Raw genomic sequence first — 14,037 nt, forward strand, 5'->3', positions numbered from 1 at the left:
GTGCGAACACTGACGACGACTACACGACGACTCGTTCCCGCGGTGACGGTCGTGGCGCTCGCCGTGGCCGGCGCGACCGCCTTCGCCGCGACCTCGGGGGACGACAGCTCGATCTGCGCGTACTTCGAGGACTCCTACGGCCTCTACCCCGGTTCCCCGGTCACCATCCGCGGGATCTCGGTCGGGACCGTGGACCGGATCGAACCCGACGGGCCGCGCGTGCGCGTCGACATGACCGTCGGCGATCGCGAGCTTCCTGCCGAGACCGGCGCGGTGATCACCAACGCGTCCATCCTCACCGACCGCAGGCTCGAACTCGTCGACGCCGATCCCCGGCCGGGACCGACCCTGTCGCCGGAGACGTGCATCGACACGGCGCACACCCGTACCCCGGTCAGCGTGTCGGACGCGCTCGGATCGTTCTCCGAACTCGTGCGGCAGATGACCGAGCGCGGACCCGACGGGACCGCGCCGCTCGAAACCGCATTGAAGGACGCCGGACGTGAGTTCGAGGACCTGGGACCGACACTCAACCGCGAACTGCGCGACCTCGCGGACCTGCTCTCCTCCCCCGACAACTTCATGGACCAGCTGGGACAGATCCTCGACAACTCGGCCGAGATGACGACCCTGCTCACCGAGGACTGGGACAACGTCAAGTCCACCATCCAGACGTTCGCCCCGGGCCTCGCCGGCATCGAACAGATGCTCGTCGTGGCGAAGATCCTCGTCGAGAAGCTGTCGCTGGCCGTCGGACCTCTCGACCGGCTGTTCAACGAGCACTTCCCGTACCTGATGAACGCCCTGAACTCGACGCTGCCCACACTGACGATGCTGCGCACGCAAGCGGAGAGCTCGAGCGAGCTGCTCGCCACCATTCCCGGCACGATCACGATGCTCGAGACCATGGTGCAGACCCGTCCCGGGTCGGTCGCCGTCGAACTCGACCCGGCCCGCGCCGAGGTGCCGACCCCCGATGCCGCGCTGACCTGCACGGCGCTCGAGCAGATCGCACCCGACAGCTGCACCGTGGTGTCGTCCCGCTCGGTGTCGGTGCCGCTGCCCCAGCTGGTCCTGTCGACGATCGGAGCAACGCCGTGACCCGTTCGTTCTTCCGGTCCCGCCTTCTCATCGGTGCGGTCCTTACCGCTCTGGTGTCATTGTGCGGATGCAGTTTCGACCCCAGTGACCACGCGTTGCCCGGCTCCGGGGTGCGCGGACCGACCTACCGGCTGAACCTCGAATTCGAATCGCTGCTGAGCCTGCCGGCCGGGGCGGACGTCCGTTCCGAGGGCATCTCGGTCGGCACCCTGCGGGCGATCGATCTCGAGCCGCACAGCGCCGTCGCCCGGATCGACGTGCGCGAGTCGGTGGTCGTGCCTGCGGGCACCCGCGCCGAACTGCGCCAGAACACCGTGCTCGGCGACATCTACATCGCTCTGCTCCCCCCGAAGGACGGCAACGGCGCACCCTTGGAGGACGGCGACACGATCCCGTTGCAGGACACGGATCCGGGTCCGCAGATCGAGGACATGCTCGAACGCATCGCGATGTTCGTCAACGGCGGAAGCCTGACCCGCCTGCAGGATTCGCTCGCGCGGCTGAACGACGTGCTGCCCGAGGACTCACAGGAGACCCGTGAGTTGTCGGCGGTCATCTCCAACGATCTGAGCGAGGCCGCGGCGAACATCGACCAGATCGATCGCATCGTCGTCGCGACGGAGGACCTGTCCCAGCGTCTCGATGCCGCACGCGACGACGTGGGGTTCCTGTTCTCCGACACCGCACGTCGGCGTCTCGACCGGGTGCCCTACTTCATGGAGGCCGTGCTCAACATCGTCATCGACGTGAACACCATGGTCACGGGCCTGGAGTGGCTGATCCCCCGCCTCCCGCACATCAACGACAACCTCGAGATCCTCACTCCGCTGCTGCGCGAACCGTCGCCGAACGCCACCGAACTGCGCGGCAACGCAGCAGAACTCATGGAGCTCGTCGACGAGAAGCTCGTCCCCTTCCTGCTCGAACCCGGCATCGACATCCGTGAGGTGACCATCGCCGGTAACGAGGGGAATCCGGCGGCCGACGGACTGGTTCTCCTGCGCATGATCGGAGCGATCCCGTGACCCGAATTCCGGCCTGGATGTCCGCACTCGCCTTGGCCCTCGTGATGATCCTGGGCACCTGGTATCTCGTCGTGGGTGTGCTGCAGATCGATCCGACCCAGCGCCGGGCGCACGCCGTGGTGGACATGCGCGACGCGGCAGGACTGCGCACCGGATCGAGCGTCGTCTACCGCGGGGTGAACATCGGACGGGTCGACGGGATGCAGAACCTCGACGGTTTCGTCCGCATGAACATCTCCTACGAAGCCGAACACCGCATCCCCGTCGACAGCACGATGCGCGTCGAGAACCTGTCGTCGCTGGGCGAACCGGTGTTCTCGTTCCTCCCGGCCTCGACCCAGGGGCCCTATCTCGAGGACGGCGCCCACCTGACCGAGATCGTCGAACTGCCCACCTCGGTACCCGATCTCCTCGCCACCACCTCGGAACTGCTCGAACAGACCGACGCCGAGTCGCTGAACGAACTCGCCGCGACGTTCACCGAATCGGTCGCGGGTCTCGAGGAGACCATGCCCGCGGCGGGTCGTGGCGCCGAGCTGCTGCTGTCGACCCTGACCCGGCACGAGGGATCACTGGAAACGGTACTGAGCGACCTGATGTGGATGATGGGCGATGTGGACTGGGTGCGACCCGCGATGGTCGCGGCGCCTCCCATGCTGGACCAGTTCGGTGAGACCCTCGGTGTCTCGTACGAGTACCTCTTCGAGGGGTCCTCGGTACTGAAGGGTGAGGAGATCCTCGGCTCGTGGCGCGAGGAGGAGATCGAACTCGCCGACTTCCTCAGGAGGTTCGCACCCGAACTCGGCGCGATCGGTGTCGCGCTCCGCCCGGTCACCCAGGCCACCGGTTCCGTGGTGGGCCGGATGGATCTCGGTACCCTGCTCGAACAGGCCATCGCGACCATGCCGGGCGACAGCGTCCGATTCACCGTGAACGTACCCCGATGAAGAAGGAAGAAATCGTCATGTCGAACACCGGCCCCTCGAACACCGGACCTTCGAACACCGGGCCCTCGAATGTCGGATCCTCGAACGTCGGGGTCACCGAACAGGAACCGGCCGTCTCCACCCCCATCGCCACTGCCCCTGCCACTGCCACCGAGGCGGGAAGCCGCGGTCCGTGGTGGTCGTCGGTCCGCGCCCTCGCGGTCGTGACGGTGCTCGCCGTCGCCGCCGCGGTCACCTTCGGGGTGCTGTGGGCGACGGACGACTCGTCCGAGCAACTGCAGGCCCTGCAGAGCCGCCTCGACACCGAGGCCGAGGCCGAGGCCGTCGCTTCCGACTACGCGCTGAGCGTCTCCGAGGTCGACTTCCGTGATCTCGACGCCTGGCGGGCGGCGCTCACCGACGGCGTCAGCGAACAACTCGCACCGAAACTCGAAGGGGCCGTGGACGTCGTGGCTCCGTGGCTGACGCAGATGGAGTACACCGCCGACGCCCGGCTGCTCGCCGCCGAGGTCGCGAGCAACGACGGCGACACCTTCGTCGTGCAGATCTTCGTCGACATGATCTCGAAGAGCAAGCAGACACCCGACGGTGTCGCCGCCACCGCGACCTACACGGTGACGATGGACCGCGCGTCGGACTGGACCATCACCGACGTCGGCGGAGTGGGCACCGGCCTGCCGGGCCGCGCCGGGGAGTCGGAACCTGCGCCGGCGCCGGCGGACGGGGGCCGCTGAGGTTCCGGTCGGTCAGCCCTCGTCGGGTTCGGTGACGAAGTCGACGAGACGCTCGACGGCGCCGATGAGATGCGATTCGAGATCGCGGAACGAGTTCACGGCGTTGTAGACGCGTCGCCAGCCGTCCTGCGGGGTGCCCCAGCCGAGTTCACGGCAGACGCCGGTCTTCCAGTCCTGCCCGCGCGGGATGGTGGGCCAGGTGTCGATGCCCACGGCCTTCGGTTTCACGGCCTGCCATACGTCGATGAAGGGATGGCCGGTGACCATCACGTGCGGACCGAGATTCGCCGTGAGACGCTCCTCCTTGGACCCGGTGACGAGGTGGTCGGCGAGCACACCGACGCGCCGGCCCGGGCCGGGTTCGAACTCGGCCAGCCTGGCGCCGAGATTGTCGAGGCCCTCGAGTTGTTCGACGACCACGCCTTCGACCCGCAGGTCGTGCCCCCACACCCGTTCGACGAGGGCGGCGTCGTGCACGCCCTCCACCCAGATCCGGCTTCCCCGCGCCACGCGTGCGCGCAGACCCTCCACCCGGGTGGATCCCGAGGCGGATCTCGTCGGTGCGGAGGCGGGACGGATCTTCGGTTTGACGAGGGTGACGGGTGCTCCGTCGACCAGGAACGCCGCGGGTCGCATCGCGAACAGGCGGGTGCGTCCCTGCGCGTCCTCGAGCCGCACGAAGTCGCCGTCGTAGGTCTTCTCGATTCCCACGATCGCGCCGCACCAGCCGGATGCGGCGTCCTCGACGACGACGCCGCGCTCCGCTGCGAGTTCGGGAACGGCCTTCTTCTTGGTGCGGGCGTGACCGGCATAGATGTCGCCGCCGTAGATATCGCGTGGGCTCACGCCAGTCGACCCTAGGACATCGCGCGGGACCGCTCGCGCTGCCACGCCGGACCGCCGTGCGCGGTCGCCGTATGCTTTCGGGGTGAGTTCTCCGAGCCTGACGCTGACCGTGTGGGCGGGGTCGTGGCTGTCCGGTCACGCCTCCCCCGACGATGTGATCGACGCGCTGCACGAATGGGCGCCGATGCATCTCGTGGGTGCCCACGATGCGGCGACGGCCTCCGCGGCGGATCTGCCCGACAAGGGTGTCGCCGACGGTGCCGCCCTGCTGCTCACCCTGATCCGCCGCGTCGACACCGCCGCCGGCGCGGGTCTGCACCTCGTCCTTCCCGCCCCGGGCGACGTCCGCGCGTTGCCTGCAGGTACGGCGTTCGCCTCCGCGGCGCTCGCGGCCGGGGAAGGCGTCGTCGTGGGAGCGCCCGGAGCCCCGGGGCTGGGTCTGGTACCCGTGATCGAGGGTCCGGACGTCCTACGGTGGAAGGTCTTCACGCTGCCGGCGGTCCCCGAGATCGCCGTCGACGGTGGTCTCGGTGCCGCCGAGTTCGCGATCCGCGAGGCGGTGCGTGATGCCGCCTCCGCGTTGAGCGGAATCCCGACGGTGGGCACCGACGGGCGCCGCACAGATCCGCGGACGGAGATCGCAGAGGAGGTCGCCGAACTCGCCCGGCACCGCTATCCCCCGTCACTGCCCGCACGTGCCGTGCGCGTCCTCGACACCGCAGACCAGGTCGCGGCGATCCTCGCCGTGGCCGGTCGCGGAGGGGGCCTGCGGGCCGGTTCGGTGTCCGCCGCCACCGGCCGCGAGGGCGCGCTGCAGCCGCTGTGGGCCGCGGTCCGCGAGGCCCGCACCGGTGCGGTCGCGGCGGCTCTGCGGGCCGAGCACCATCACTGACCGCGGCCGGCAGTGCGCGTCGACTCCAGTGCGCGTCAACTCCGTTGCGCGGTGACCAACAGGTACTCCCAATTCATCGCTCCCCCACCGAGATCGTGACGCTGGGCGAGTTCGAGCAGGTCGAGATCGAGAGCCGCGACCCGATCGTGGTCGTCCGCGATGTTGCGGTACACCGCAATGGTGGGGCCGTAGGCGGACTTGAAGAACTCACGGAAGTCCTCTCCGGTCGCGAAGCGTTCGACGTGCAGGTTTTCCGTGCGTGTCTGAAGGTCGGTGACGCGGTCGCCGATCAACTCGCGCACGTGCACCTCGTCGCCCCACAGCGGCGGCGGCTGTGCACCCGGCGGGGGCGGTGGCGCATACGGTTTCATCGTCGCGAACATCTGCCCGATGAAGCCGGTGGGGGTCCAGCTCAGCAGGCCGATACGTCCGCCCGGGCGGGTCACCCGGAGCAGTTCGTCGGCAGCGGCCCGGTGGTGGGGCGCGAACATCACTCCCACGCAAGAGATCACGGCATCGAAGCTCGCATCGTCGAACGGGAGTGCTTCGGCGTCGGCTTCCTGCCAGTCGAGCGTCGCACCTGCCGCTTCGGCGTCACGGCGGCCGACCTCGAACAGTTCCGGGGTCAGGTCGGTCGCGAGCACCGTCGCACCGGTGAGCGCGGCGGGGATCGACGCATTGCCAGATCCGGCGGCGATGTCCAGGACGCGATCGCCCGGACCGATTCCGGTCGCGGCCACGAGAGCGGGGCCGAGTTCGGCGATGACCTCGGTCGCCACCGCCGGATAGTTGCCGAGTGCCCACATCGCCCGGTGCTTGGCCTTCAGGGCGAGATCGGCGTCGTGTGTCGTGGAGATGTCGGTCATCAGAGGATTCCTCCTGTCGAGGGACCCGGCTTCGGCACCGTCTCGGAAGCGGCCCGGGTCACAGATCGACTGTAGGAACGCGGACGCGGTGTCCTCCAGTACACAATCTGTACTGCACCGCCGCACATCCGTGCTGGTCGTGGCGGTCCGACCGGCCTACGATCCGATCATGGGCCCGCCCTACCACCAGTTCTGTCCCGTCGCCAAGGCGATGGAGTTGTTCGACGAGAGGTGGACGCTGCTCGTGGTGCGCGAACTCGTGCTCGGCAGCGAACGGTTCAACGACCTCCGGCGCGGCCTGCCCCGCATGTCGCCGACGCTGTTGTCGAAGCGACTGCACCAGCTCACGGCGGCGGGTATCGTGCGGCGTCTCGAGGACGGAAACGACGTCCGATACGTGCTCACCCCGGCGGGACGCGATCTCGAGACCGTCGTCGACGCGCTCGGTGCGTGGGGCACGCGGTGGACCGGGAAACTCGGTGACGTCGACCTCGATCCGCGACTGCTGATGTGGGACATGCACCGGCACGTCGACCATGCGGCCCTGCCGGAATCCCGGGTGGTCGTGGAGTTCGTCTTCCCGACGGTCACTCACGCGTCGCGCCGGTGGTGGATGGTCATCACGCCGCACGACGTCGACGTGTGTGACGAGGACCCGGGCTTCGAGGTCTCGATCCGGGTAACGACGGGACTGCGGGAGCTGACCGAGATCTGGCGTGGCGAAGCGACCTGGACGGACGCGTTGCGCTCGGGCGCCGTAGTCGTCGACGGTCCGAGCGCCCTGCGCCGGTCGCTGCCGCGCTGGTTCGACTCCCCTCTGGCCTCACCGGTCGGGCACGCCGCCCGGTGAGGCGCGGAGGGATCTATCCGTTCGCGGCGGGACGGGACGGGCGTTTCGGCGGCTCGCAGCACCCGACGGCGCACAGGCTCCCGTTGCACGCGGCCCCGAGCAGCGGTTCGGTGCCGCAGCGACGGGCGGTGACCACGTCCCGCTGTTCCTCGACGAGTTCGCGGACGAGATGCGCGAAGCGCGGGTCGGTTCCGGCCGTCGCCGCACGAGAGAAGCAAATGCCCAGCTCAGCGGCCCGGTCGCGAGCCTCGGTGTCGAGATCCCACACGACCTCGAGATGATCGGAGACGAACCCGACCGGCACGACCACGACGGCGCGGACTCCCCGTTCGTGCAGGGTGTCGATGTGGTCGACGATGTCGGGTTCGAGCCACGGCACCTGCGGCGGACCGGACCGCGACTGCCACACCAGGTCGTAGTCGTCCTCGCCGAGCGCCTCGGCCACCAGCCGCGCCGCTTCGGCGACCTGCCGGCTGTAGAGACGGCCACCCTCCTCCGGCGGACCACCGGTCGCGTCGAAGGAGGTCGGAACGGAGTGCGCGGTGAACACCACGCGAGCGGAATCGCGCACGTCGTCGGCGAGTTCGACGCGGGCCGCGCGCACGGCGTCGGCGACGGCGTCGAGGAACAGTGGGTGGTCGTAGAAGTGCCGCAGCTTCGTCAGCTGCGGGGCGTCCTCGACGGCGTCCCGCGCCCGGGCGATGTCCTCGTGGTACTGCCGGCAACCCGAGTAGCCGCCCCAGGCGGAGGTCGCGAACACCAGGGCGTTACGGATCCCGTCGTCGCGCATCCGCGCGACGGTGTCCTCGACCATGGGATGCCAGTTGCGGTTGCCGAAGTAGATCGGCAGATCGATACCGTGCGCGTCGAACTCGGCGCGGGCGGCGTCGATGATCGCCCGGTTCAGGGCGTTGATCGGCGAGACACCCCCGAAGTGCAGATAGTGCTGCGCAACCTCGTCGAGTCGTTCCGGCGGGATCCCTCGTCCGCGGGTGACGTTCTCGAGGAACGGCCGCACGTCGTCGGGTCCTTCCGGTCCGCCGAACGACAGCAGCATCAACGCGTCGTACGCCCCGGGGGTGTTCGTCATGGGGAGTGCCTTCCGTCGTACGGTCAGCTGCCGAAGCCGACCTGGGAGTGGAAACCACCGTCGACGTAGACGATGGATCCCGTTGTCCCGGGTAGCCAGTCGGACAACACCGCACACACGGTCTTCGCCACAGGCGTCGGATCGTCGACGTCCCAGCCGATCGGGGACGCCGCCGACCAGCCCTCGTTCAGACGGTTCATCTCCGCGCCCGGGCCGGTCGCGTCGCCCGCGATGGCCTTGGCCGCGAGCGTCTTGATCGGGCCGGCGGCGACGAGGTTCGAACGGATACCGCGCGGGCCGACTTCCTTGGCCACGTAGCGGTTCACCGACTCGAGCGTCGCCTTGGAGACACCCATCCAGTTGTAGAACGGCACGGCCCGGGACGGGTCGAAGTCCATTCCGACGATCGAACCGCCCTCGTTCATGACGGGTAGGACGGCCTTGGCGAGCGCGCCGTAGGAGTAGGCCGACACCTCGAGCGCCACCGCGACGTCCGTCCACGGCGCGTCGAGGAACGGGCTGCCCAGGCACGACCGGGGTGCGAAGCCGATGGAGTGGACGACACCGTCGATCCCCTCCGGTGCGAGTTCGCGGATCTTGTCGGCGAGACCGTCGAGATCCTCCTGGTTCTGCACGTCGAGGCTGATCGCCGGCGGCACCGGCTGCGGGAGACGCTGCGCGATCCGGTCGATCAACCGGAGTCGCTCGAAGCCGGTGATGATCACCTTCGCGCCCTGTTCCTGCGCGGCCTTCGCGGTGTGGAAGGCGATCGAGGCATCGGTGATGATGCCGGTGACGAGAATGGTCTTGCCCTCGAGCAGTCCGCCCATGAGTGTGTCGGTCCTCCAGTGAGATTCGGATGTGGTCGCGAGACCGTCAGTGGCCCATGCCCATGCCGCCGTCGACCGGGATGACGGCGCCGGAGACGTAGGCGGAGTCGTCGGAGGCCAGGAAGCTGACGACGGCTGCGACGTCCTCGGGCTTGCCGAGTCGCTGCAGCGGGATGAACTTCTTCGCGGTGTCGCGCAGGTCGTCGGACAGATCCGCAGTCATGTCGGTCTCGATGAAACCGGGAGCGACGACGTTGGCCGTGATCGATCGCGAACCGAGTTCGCGGGTGACCGAACGGGCGAGACCGATGACACCGGCCTTCGAGGACGCGTAGTTGATCTGACCGGCCTGACCGGCGAGGCCGACCACGGAGCCGAGGAAGATCATGCGGCCCCAACGGGCACGGAGCATCGCGCGGTTGGCCCGCTTGGCGCACCGGAAGGCGCCGGTGAGGTTCGCGTCGATCACCGAGCTGAACTGGTCCTCGGTCATGCGCATCAGCAGGGTGTCGTCGGTGATGCCCGCATTCGCGACGAGCACCTCGACGGGACCCTGATGCTCCTCGACCTCCTTGAACGCGGCGTCGACCGAGTCGGCGTCGGTGACGTCGCACCGCACACCGAACAGGCCGTCGGGTGCGCCCGAACCGCGGTGGGTTACGGCAACCTTGTGGCCGTCCGCCTGCAGGCGACGGGCGACGGCGAGGCCGATCCCGCGGTTTCCACCGGTGACGAGGACGGATCGGGGGGTGACACCCGCGCGCGTGGACGCTGCGGCACTATCTGCGTCAGTCATGCATTCCAACCTATCTGGTGGCCTGTCCGGGACGGAAAACGCTCCGTGAGCGTGCACAAGGTGGATCAGGGCAGCCGCTGGCGCAACACCATCGCCGCGCCGAGCCCCGCGATCACCGAGAGCGCTCCGAGCATGAGCCACGGACGGCTGGCGTCGCCGCGGGTCGTCTCGAAGCCGATCTGCTCCTCGAGCGTGTTGTAGGCGTCCTCGAGTTCCTCGAGGCTCGCCGCCGTGAAGAAGCTCCCGCCCGAGAGATTCGCGATCTCCTTGAGCGACGGATCGTCGACGGGCACGGGGATCCGATCGTCCTCGATGGTGACGGTGCCCGTCTGGGTGCCGAACGAGATGGTCGAGACCGGGATTCCCTTCTCCGCCGCCTGCCGCGCCGCGGTGAAGCCCCCGCGGGGATCGTCGGGACTCTCGGGGACGGTCTGTTTGCCGTCGGACAGCAGCACGATCCGCGCGGGCGGCGCCTGGTCGCTACCGCCGAGCACGGCGGCGAGCGTGTCGATCGACTGCATCGCCGTGAAGATCGCCTCGCCGGTCGCAGTGCGCTCGCTGAGCTGCAGGTTGTCGATCGCGGACTTGCTCGCCTCCCGGTTGGTGGTCGGCGAGACCAGGACCGAGGCGGTACCCGAGAACGCGACGAGACCGAGGTTGATGCCGGGCGTCAGGTCGTCGGCGAACTGCTTGGCCGCCTCCTGTGCGGCGGCGAGTCGCGTGGGCGCGACGTCCGTGGCCTCCATCGACAACGACACGTCGATGACAAGCACGACCGTGGCCCGGTTGCGCGGCACCCGCTGTTCGGCGGTCGGGCCGGCGAGCGCCACGGTGAGGAAGACGAGCCCGACGAGCAACAGTGCGACGGGAATGTGCCGAGCGCGTCCCGGGCGGGCGGGCGCGACCTTCTCGAGCAGCTCGAGATTGGTGAAGCGCAGCGTGTTCGTCTGGCGCCGGCGCTGGACCAGCACGTACGCACCGCCGAGGGCGGCGACGACGAACAGCAGCAGCAGCCACCACGGTGAAGTGAAACCGGACAGGCTCATCGTCCCCCCTGCCGTGCGGGTGCGCCGAAGCTGTGCCGCCGGGCCGCGACGAACCGGACGACATCGCCGATCCAGTCGCGGTCGGTGCGCAGCGTCAGCACCGGTGCACCTGAACTGCGCAGCGCCTGGTGCACGGCCGCGCGATGCTCGGCGGCGGCCTGCGCATAGTCGGCCCGCAGTTCGGGAGTGGTCGTGAATTCACGGGTGCGGCCCGTCTCCGGGTCGTGCAGCACCACGTCGCCCAGATCGGGCAGTTCGAGGTCGCGGCGATCGATGATCTCGACGGCGAGCAGTTCGTGCCGGCCGGACAGTGCCCGCAGGGAGCGCTCCCAGTCGAGAGGGCCGAGGAAATCGCTCACCACGACCGCCAGACCGCGGCGGCGCTGGGGACGTCGCAGCGACTCGACGAGCCCCTGGAGATCACCGCGGGTCCCGTCGGGTGCGTGCGGGGTTGTCGCGACGGTACGCAGCAACGATTGGGCGTGCAGCCGTCCGCCGCGGGCGGGGACGCGGGCCGTCTCGTTGCCGGTGGAGATCACCGCGCCGATCCGGTTCCCGCCGCCGGTGGTCAGATGCGCGAGCGCGGCCACCGCTGCGATCGCCAGGTCGCGCTTCTCACACATGCCGGTACCGAAGTCCAGGCTGGCCGACAGGTCGACCGCGAGCCACGTCTCGAGTTCCCGGTCGGCGACGGTCTGCCGCACGTGCGGGTGCGTCGTGCGCGCAGTGACCGACCAGTCCATCTGCCGCACGTCGTCGCCCGGCTGGTACTCGCGGGCGTCCCCCGGTTCGGAACCTGGGCCCGGGATCAGACCGAGGTGGTCGCCGTGCAGGACGCCGTCGAGACGGCGCCGCACGGTGAGCTCGAGGGTGCGGAGCGCGGCGGTGAGCGCGGGATCGCGCAGTTCACCGGACCGGAACCGCGGTGGCGACCCGTCGTGAGGACGTGTGCTCACCGCGCGCCCGCACCTCCCTGCGGATCGGGTGCACCGACGGGCGCCTGCTGACCGGCAGCGGCCCGCGGATCGGCGGGCGCCGGGCCGGGGGTCGCGGTCGGCACGGGTGCGTTCGCCTGGGGGGCGACCTGCGGAAGACCCACGGTCTGCAGGATTCGGGTGATGATCTGGTCCGGGGAGACGTCGTCCGCGAGCGCGTCGTAGGACAGCACCAGGCGGTGGCGGAGCACATCGGGGATGACGTCGACGATGTCCTGCGGCACCACATAGTCGCGACCGCGCACGAGCGCCAGGGCACGCGCCGAGGAGATGATGCCGAGCGTCGCGCGGGGCGAGGCGCCGTAGGCGATCCAGCCCTGCACGTCGTGTAATCCGAGTTCGGCGGGCCGACGCGTCGCGAAGATGACCCGCACCACGTAGTCGACGAGCGCGTGGTGCACGAACACACGTCCGGCGATCTTCTGCAGGCGCAGGAGCTGCTCGTTGTCGAGCACCTGCTTCGGCTCCGGAGCGGCGACACCCATCCGGTAGACGATCTCGCGTTCCTCCTCCACCGTCGGGTAGTCGACGAGGACCTTGAAGAGGAAGCGGTCGCGCTGTGCTTCCGGCAGCGGGTAGACGCCCTCGTTCTCGATGGGGTTCTGCGTCGCCATCACGAGGAACGGCTCGGGCATCGGGAAGGTCTTGCCACCGATCGTGACGTGGCGTTCGGCCATCACCTCGAGCAGCGCCGACTGCACCTTCGCCGGGGCGCGGTTGATCTCGTCGGCGAGCACGAAGTTCGCAACGACCGGTCCGAGTTCGGTGTCGAACTCCTCGCGTCCCTGCCGGTAGATGCGGGTACCGACGAGGTCGGTCGGCACGAGGTCGGGAGTGAACTGCACGCGGGAGAACGACCCACCGACGACCTTCGCGAAGGTCTCGACGGCCAGCGTCTTCGCGACACCGGGAACGCCTTCGAGCAGCACGTGCCCGCGCGCGAGCACACCGACCAGCATCCGCTCGACCAGCAGGTCCTGGCCGACGATCACGCGCTTGACCTCGTAGATGGCCCGTTCGAGGAGACGGACGTCGTCGGCGGGGTCGTACGCCTTCGCAGGAGCGTCGCCGGGTTTCCGCATGTTCGCGCCGGCTGCCTGCTGGGTGTTCGTACCGGCCGCCTGCTGAGTGTTCGCGCCGGACCCCTGCGGAGCCGGCTGAGCGTTCGTACCGGACCCCTGCGGAGCCGGCTGAGCGTTCGCGCCGGACACCTGCGGAGCCGGACCGTTCGCACCGGCCGCCTTCGGCGCCGGCGCGGCACCCGCCGCAGCCTGGTTGTTCTTGCGTCCGTCGTTACCGCCCTGGTCGCCCGGCGTCGCCGAACCGGACGTCCCACCCTCGCGTGAGGTCACCAACAATCCACCGCTTTCGCCTACGTCGCTCCGCTGGAAACACCTGCTGCACCACTATTGCAGGTGCCGGCTCGGTGTGTCGTCGCCCCTGCACCGACCGGGAGACGGCACCCGGAAACGACCGGATGGCACCCGTCCTCGGTGATACGAGGGCCGCGGCAAACCTCGCCCTCACGACACCATGCGCACCACGTACGGTGTCATGCCGCCCCAGCGTACCGGCGAGATCTTCACGAACGATCCCGACTGCGGCGCCTCGAGCATCTGCCCGTCGCCGAGATACAGCGCGACGTGCTGGCTGGCGTTGGGCCCGTAGAAGATCATGTCGCCCCGTCTCATCTGCGACGACGGAACCTGGGTACCGGCCGTGTACTGGTAGCCGGTGTAGTGCGGGAGCGAGATGCCGATGCCCGCGAACGCGTAGATCATCAGTCCGGAGCAGTCGAAGCCGACCTTGGCGTAGTCGCCGTGGACATCGGCGACGCCGCCGTCGCGGATACCGCGGGTCGGGCCGTTCTCGTTGCCACCACCCCACGCGTACGGGACGCCGATCTGGGACATCGCGCGGTCGATGACGATCTCCACCGCAGCGTGACCGGTGACGGACGGACGCGACGGGGTACTGGGCGTCGAATTCGGTGTGGAGGGGCGGGAACCCGATCCCCCG

The 14,037-nt window shown here is 69.1% G+C and carries 14 protein-coding genes and 1 pseudogene; 6 read left to right on the forward strand and 9 right to left on the reverse strand.

Annotated features, from left to right (window positions below; translation table 11 throughout):
• Genes ACLBYD_RS08705 through ACLBYD_RS08720 form a run of 4 tightly spaced genes read left to right on the forward strand, consistent with a single transcriptional unit; the run spans window position 1 to window position 3,807 of the window.
• Window positions 1–1,101, forward strand: a complete 1,101-nt coding sequence (locus ACLBYD_RS08705) for an MCE family protein (protein ID WP_447816115.1) — start codon at window positions 1–3, stop codon at window positions 1,099–1,101.
• Window positions 1,098–2,126 (forward strand): MlaD family protein, encoded by a 1,029-nt coding sequence (locus tag ACLBYD_RS08710; protein WP_447816116.1) that lies wholly within the window; start codon window positions 1,098–1,100, stop codon window positions 2,124–2,126. The genes ACLBYD_RS08705 and ACLBYD_RS08710 overlap by 4 nt, the downstream gene beginning before the upstream one ends.
• Window positions 2,123–3,073 (forward strand): MlaD family protein, encoded by a 951-nt coding sequence (locus ACLBYD_RS08715; protein ID WP_447816117.1) that lies wholly within the window; start codon window positions 2,123–2,125, stop codon window positions 3,071–3,073. Before ACLBYD_RS08710 ends, ACLBYD_RS08715 begins: the two co-directional genes overlap by 4 nt.
• Window positions 3,070–3,807 carry a hypothetical protein gene (locus ACLBYD_RS08720; RefSeq protein ID WP_447816118.1) on the forward strand — a complete coding sequence of 246 codons (738 nt, stop codon included), beginning with the start codon at window positions 3,070–3,072 and terminating at the stop codon, window positions 3,805–3,807. The genes ACLBYD_RS08715 and ACLBYD_RS08720 overlap by 4 nt, the downstream gene beginning before the upstream one ends.
• 12 nt (window positions 3,808–3,819) lie before the next feature.
• Here the strand turns inward: ACLBYD_RS08720 and ACLBYD_RS08725 are convergent, their stop codons facing one another.
• Window positions 3,820–4,653, reverse strand: a complete 834-nt coding sequence (locus tag ACLBYD_RS08725; RefSeq protein WP_447816119.1) for a DUF3097 domain-containing protein — start codon at window positions 4,651–4,653, stop codon at window positions 3,820–3,822.
• Between the two features lie 82 nt (window positions 4,654–4,735).
• Here ACLBYD_RS08725 and ACLBYD_RS08730 point away from each other — a divergent pair, with 82 nt between their 5' ends.
• Window positions 4,736–5,545 carry a hypothetical protein gene (locus tag ACLBYD_RS08730; RefSeq protein WP_447816120.1) on the forward strand — a complete coding sequence of 270 codons (810 nt, stop codon included), beginning with the start codon at window positions 4,736–4,738 and terminating at the stop codon, window positions 5,543–5,545.
• Between the two features lie 35 nt (window positions 5,546–5,580).
• Here the strand turns inward: ACLBYD_RS08730 and ACLBYD_RS08735 are convergent, their stop codons facing one another.
• Window positions 5,581–6,411 carry a class I SAM-dependent methyltransferase gene (locus tag ACLBYD_RS08735; protein ID WP_447816121.1) on the reverse strand — a complete coding sequence of 277 codons (831 nt, stop codon included), beginning with the start codon at window positions 6,409–6,411 and terminating at the stop codon, window positions 5,581–5,583.
• A 169-nt stretch (window positions 6,412–6,580) separates the two neighbouring features.
• Between ACLBYD_RS08735 and ACLBYD_RS08740 the strand changes: the two genes are divergently transcribed.
• Window positions 6,581–7,261, forward strand: a complete 681-nt coding sequence (locus tag ACLBYD_RS08740) for a winged helix-turn-helix transcriptional regulator (RefSeq protein ID WP_447816122.1) — start codon at window positions 6,581–6,583, stop codon at window positions 7,259–7,261.
• Window positions 7,262–7,274: 13 nt separating this feature from the next.
• On the opposite strand, the gene ACLBYD_RS08745 is transcribed toward ACLBYD_RS08740, so the two are convergent.
• From ACLBYD_RS08745 to ACLBYD_RS08775, 7 genes and pseudogenes are all read right to left on the reverse strand, one after another.
• A complete protein-coding gene (locus tag ACLBYD_RS08745) occupies window positions 7,275–8,351 on the reverse strand; it encodes a ferrochelatase (RefSeq protein ID WP_447816123.1) in 1,077 nt (358 codons plus the stop codon).
• Between the two features lie 23 nt (window positions 8,352–8,374).
• Window positions 8,375–9,181 carry an NADH-dependent enoyl-ACP reductase InhA gene (gene inhA / locus ACLBYD_RS08750; protein ID WP_016694069.1) on the reverse strand — a complete coding sequence of 269 codons (807 nt, stop codon included), beginning with the start codon at window positions 9,179–9,181 and terminating at the stop codon, window positions 8,375–8,377.
• A 46-nt stretch (window positions 9,182–9,227) separates the two neighbouring features.
• Entirely contained in the window at window positions 9,228–9,977 is a 750-nt protein-coding gene (gene fabG1, locus ACLBYD_RS08755; RefSeq protein ID WP_016694070.1) for a 3-oxoacyl-ACP reductase FabG1, read from the reverse strand.
• A 65-nt stretch (window positions 9,978–10,042) separates the two neighbouring features.
• A complete protein-coding gene (locus tag ACLBYD_RS08760) occupies window positions 10,043–11,023 on the reverse strand; it encodes a VWA domain-containing protein (RefSeq protein ID WP_006551517.1) in 981 nt (326 codons plus the stop codon).
• Entirely contained in the window at window positions 11,020–11,979 is a 960-nt protein-coding gene (locus ACLBYD_RS08765) for a DUF58 domain-containing protein (RefSeq protein ID WP_447816124.1), read from the reverse strand. Before ACLBYD_RS08765 ends, ACLBYD_RS08760 begins: the two co-directional genes overlap by 4 nt.
• The gene (locus tag ACLBYD_RS08770; RefSeq protein ID WP_447816125.1) at window positions 11,976–13,370 is read right to left on the reverse strand and encodes an AAA family ATPase; all 1,395 of its coding nucleotides are present in this window, start codon (window positions 13,368–13,370) and stop codon (window positions 11,976–11,978) included. Before ACLBYD_RS08770 ends, ACLBYD_RS08765 begins: the two co-directional genes overlap by 4 nt.
• 171 nt (window positions 13,371–13,541) lie before the next feature.
• Window positions 13,542–13,955: pseudogene (locus ACLBYD_RS08775) on the reverse strand (NlpC/P60 family protein); the annotation flags it as partial.
• Between the last annotated feature and the right edge of the window lie 82 nt (window positions 13,956–14,037).

The organism is Rhodococcus sp. C26F (genome assembly GCF_053345925.1).

Bases quoted from the DNA above. Each gene is read 5' to 3' on its own strand.
- ACLBYD_RS08745 (WP_447816123.1), bottom strand. From the start codon at position 8,351: ATGACGAACACCCCCGGGGCGTACGACGCGTTGATGCTGCTGTCGTTC.
- inhA (WP_016694069.1), bottom strand. From the start codon at position 9,181: ATGGGCGGACTGCTCGAGGGCAAGACCATTCTCGTCACCGGCATCATC.
- ACLBYD_RS08760 (WP_006551517.1), bottom strand. From the start codon at position 11,023: ATGAGCCTGTCCGGTTTCACTTCACCGTGGTGGCTGCTGCTGCTGTTC.
- ACLBYD_RS08735 (WP_447816121.1), bottom strand. From the start codon at position 6,411: ATGACCGACATCTCCACGACACACGACGCCGATCTCGCCCTGAAGGCC.
- fabG1 (WP_016694070.1), bottom strand. From the start codon at position 9,977: ATGACTGACGCAGATAGTGCCGCAGCGTCCACGCGCGCGGGTGTCACC.
- ACLBYD_RS08720 (WP_447816118.1), top strand. From the start codon at position 3,070: ATGAAGAAGGAAGAAATCGTCATGTCGAACACCGGCCCCTCGAACACC.
- ACLBYD_RS08740 (WP_447816122.1), top strand. From the start codon at position 6,581: ATGGGCCCGCCCTACCACCAGTTCTGTCCCGTCGCCAAGGCGATGGAG.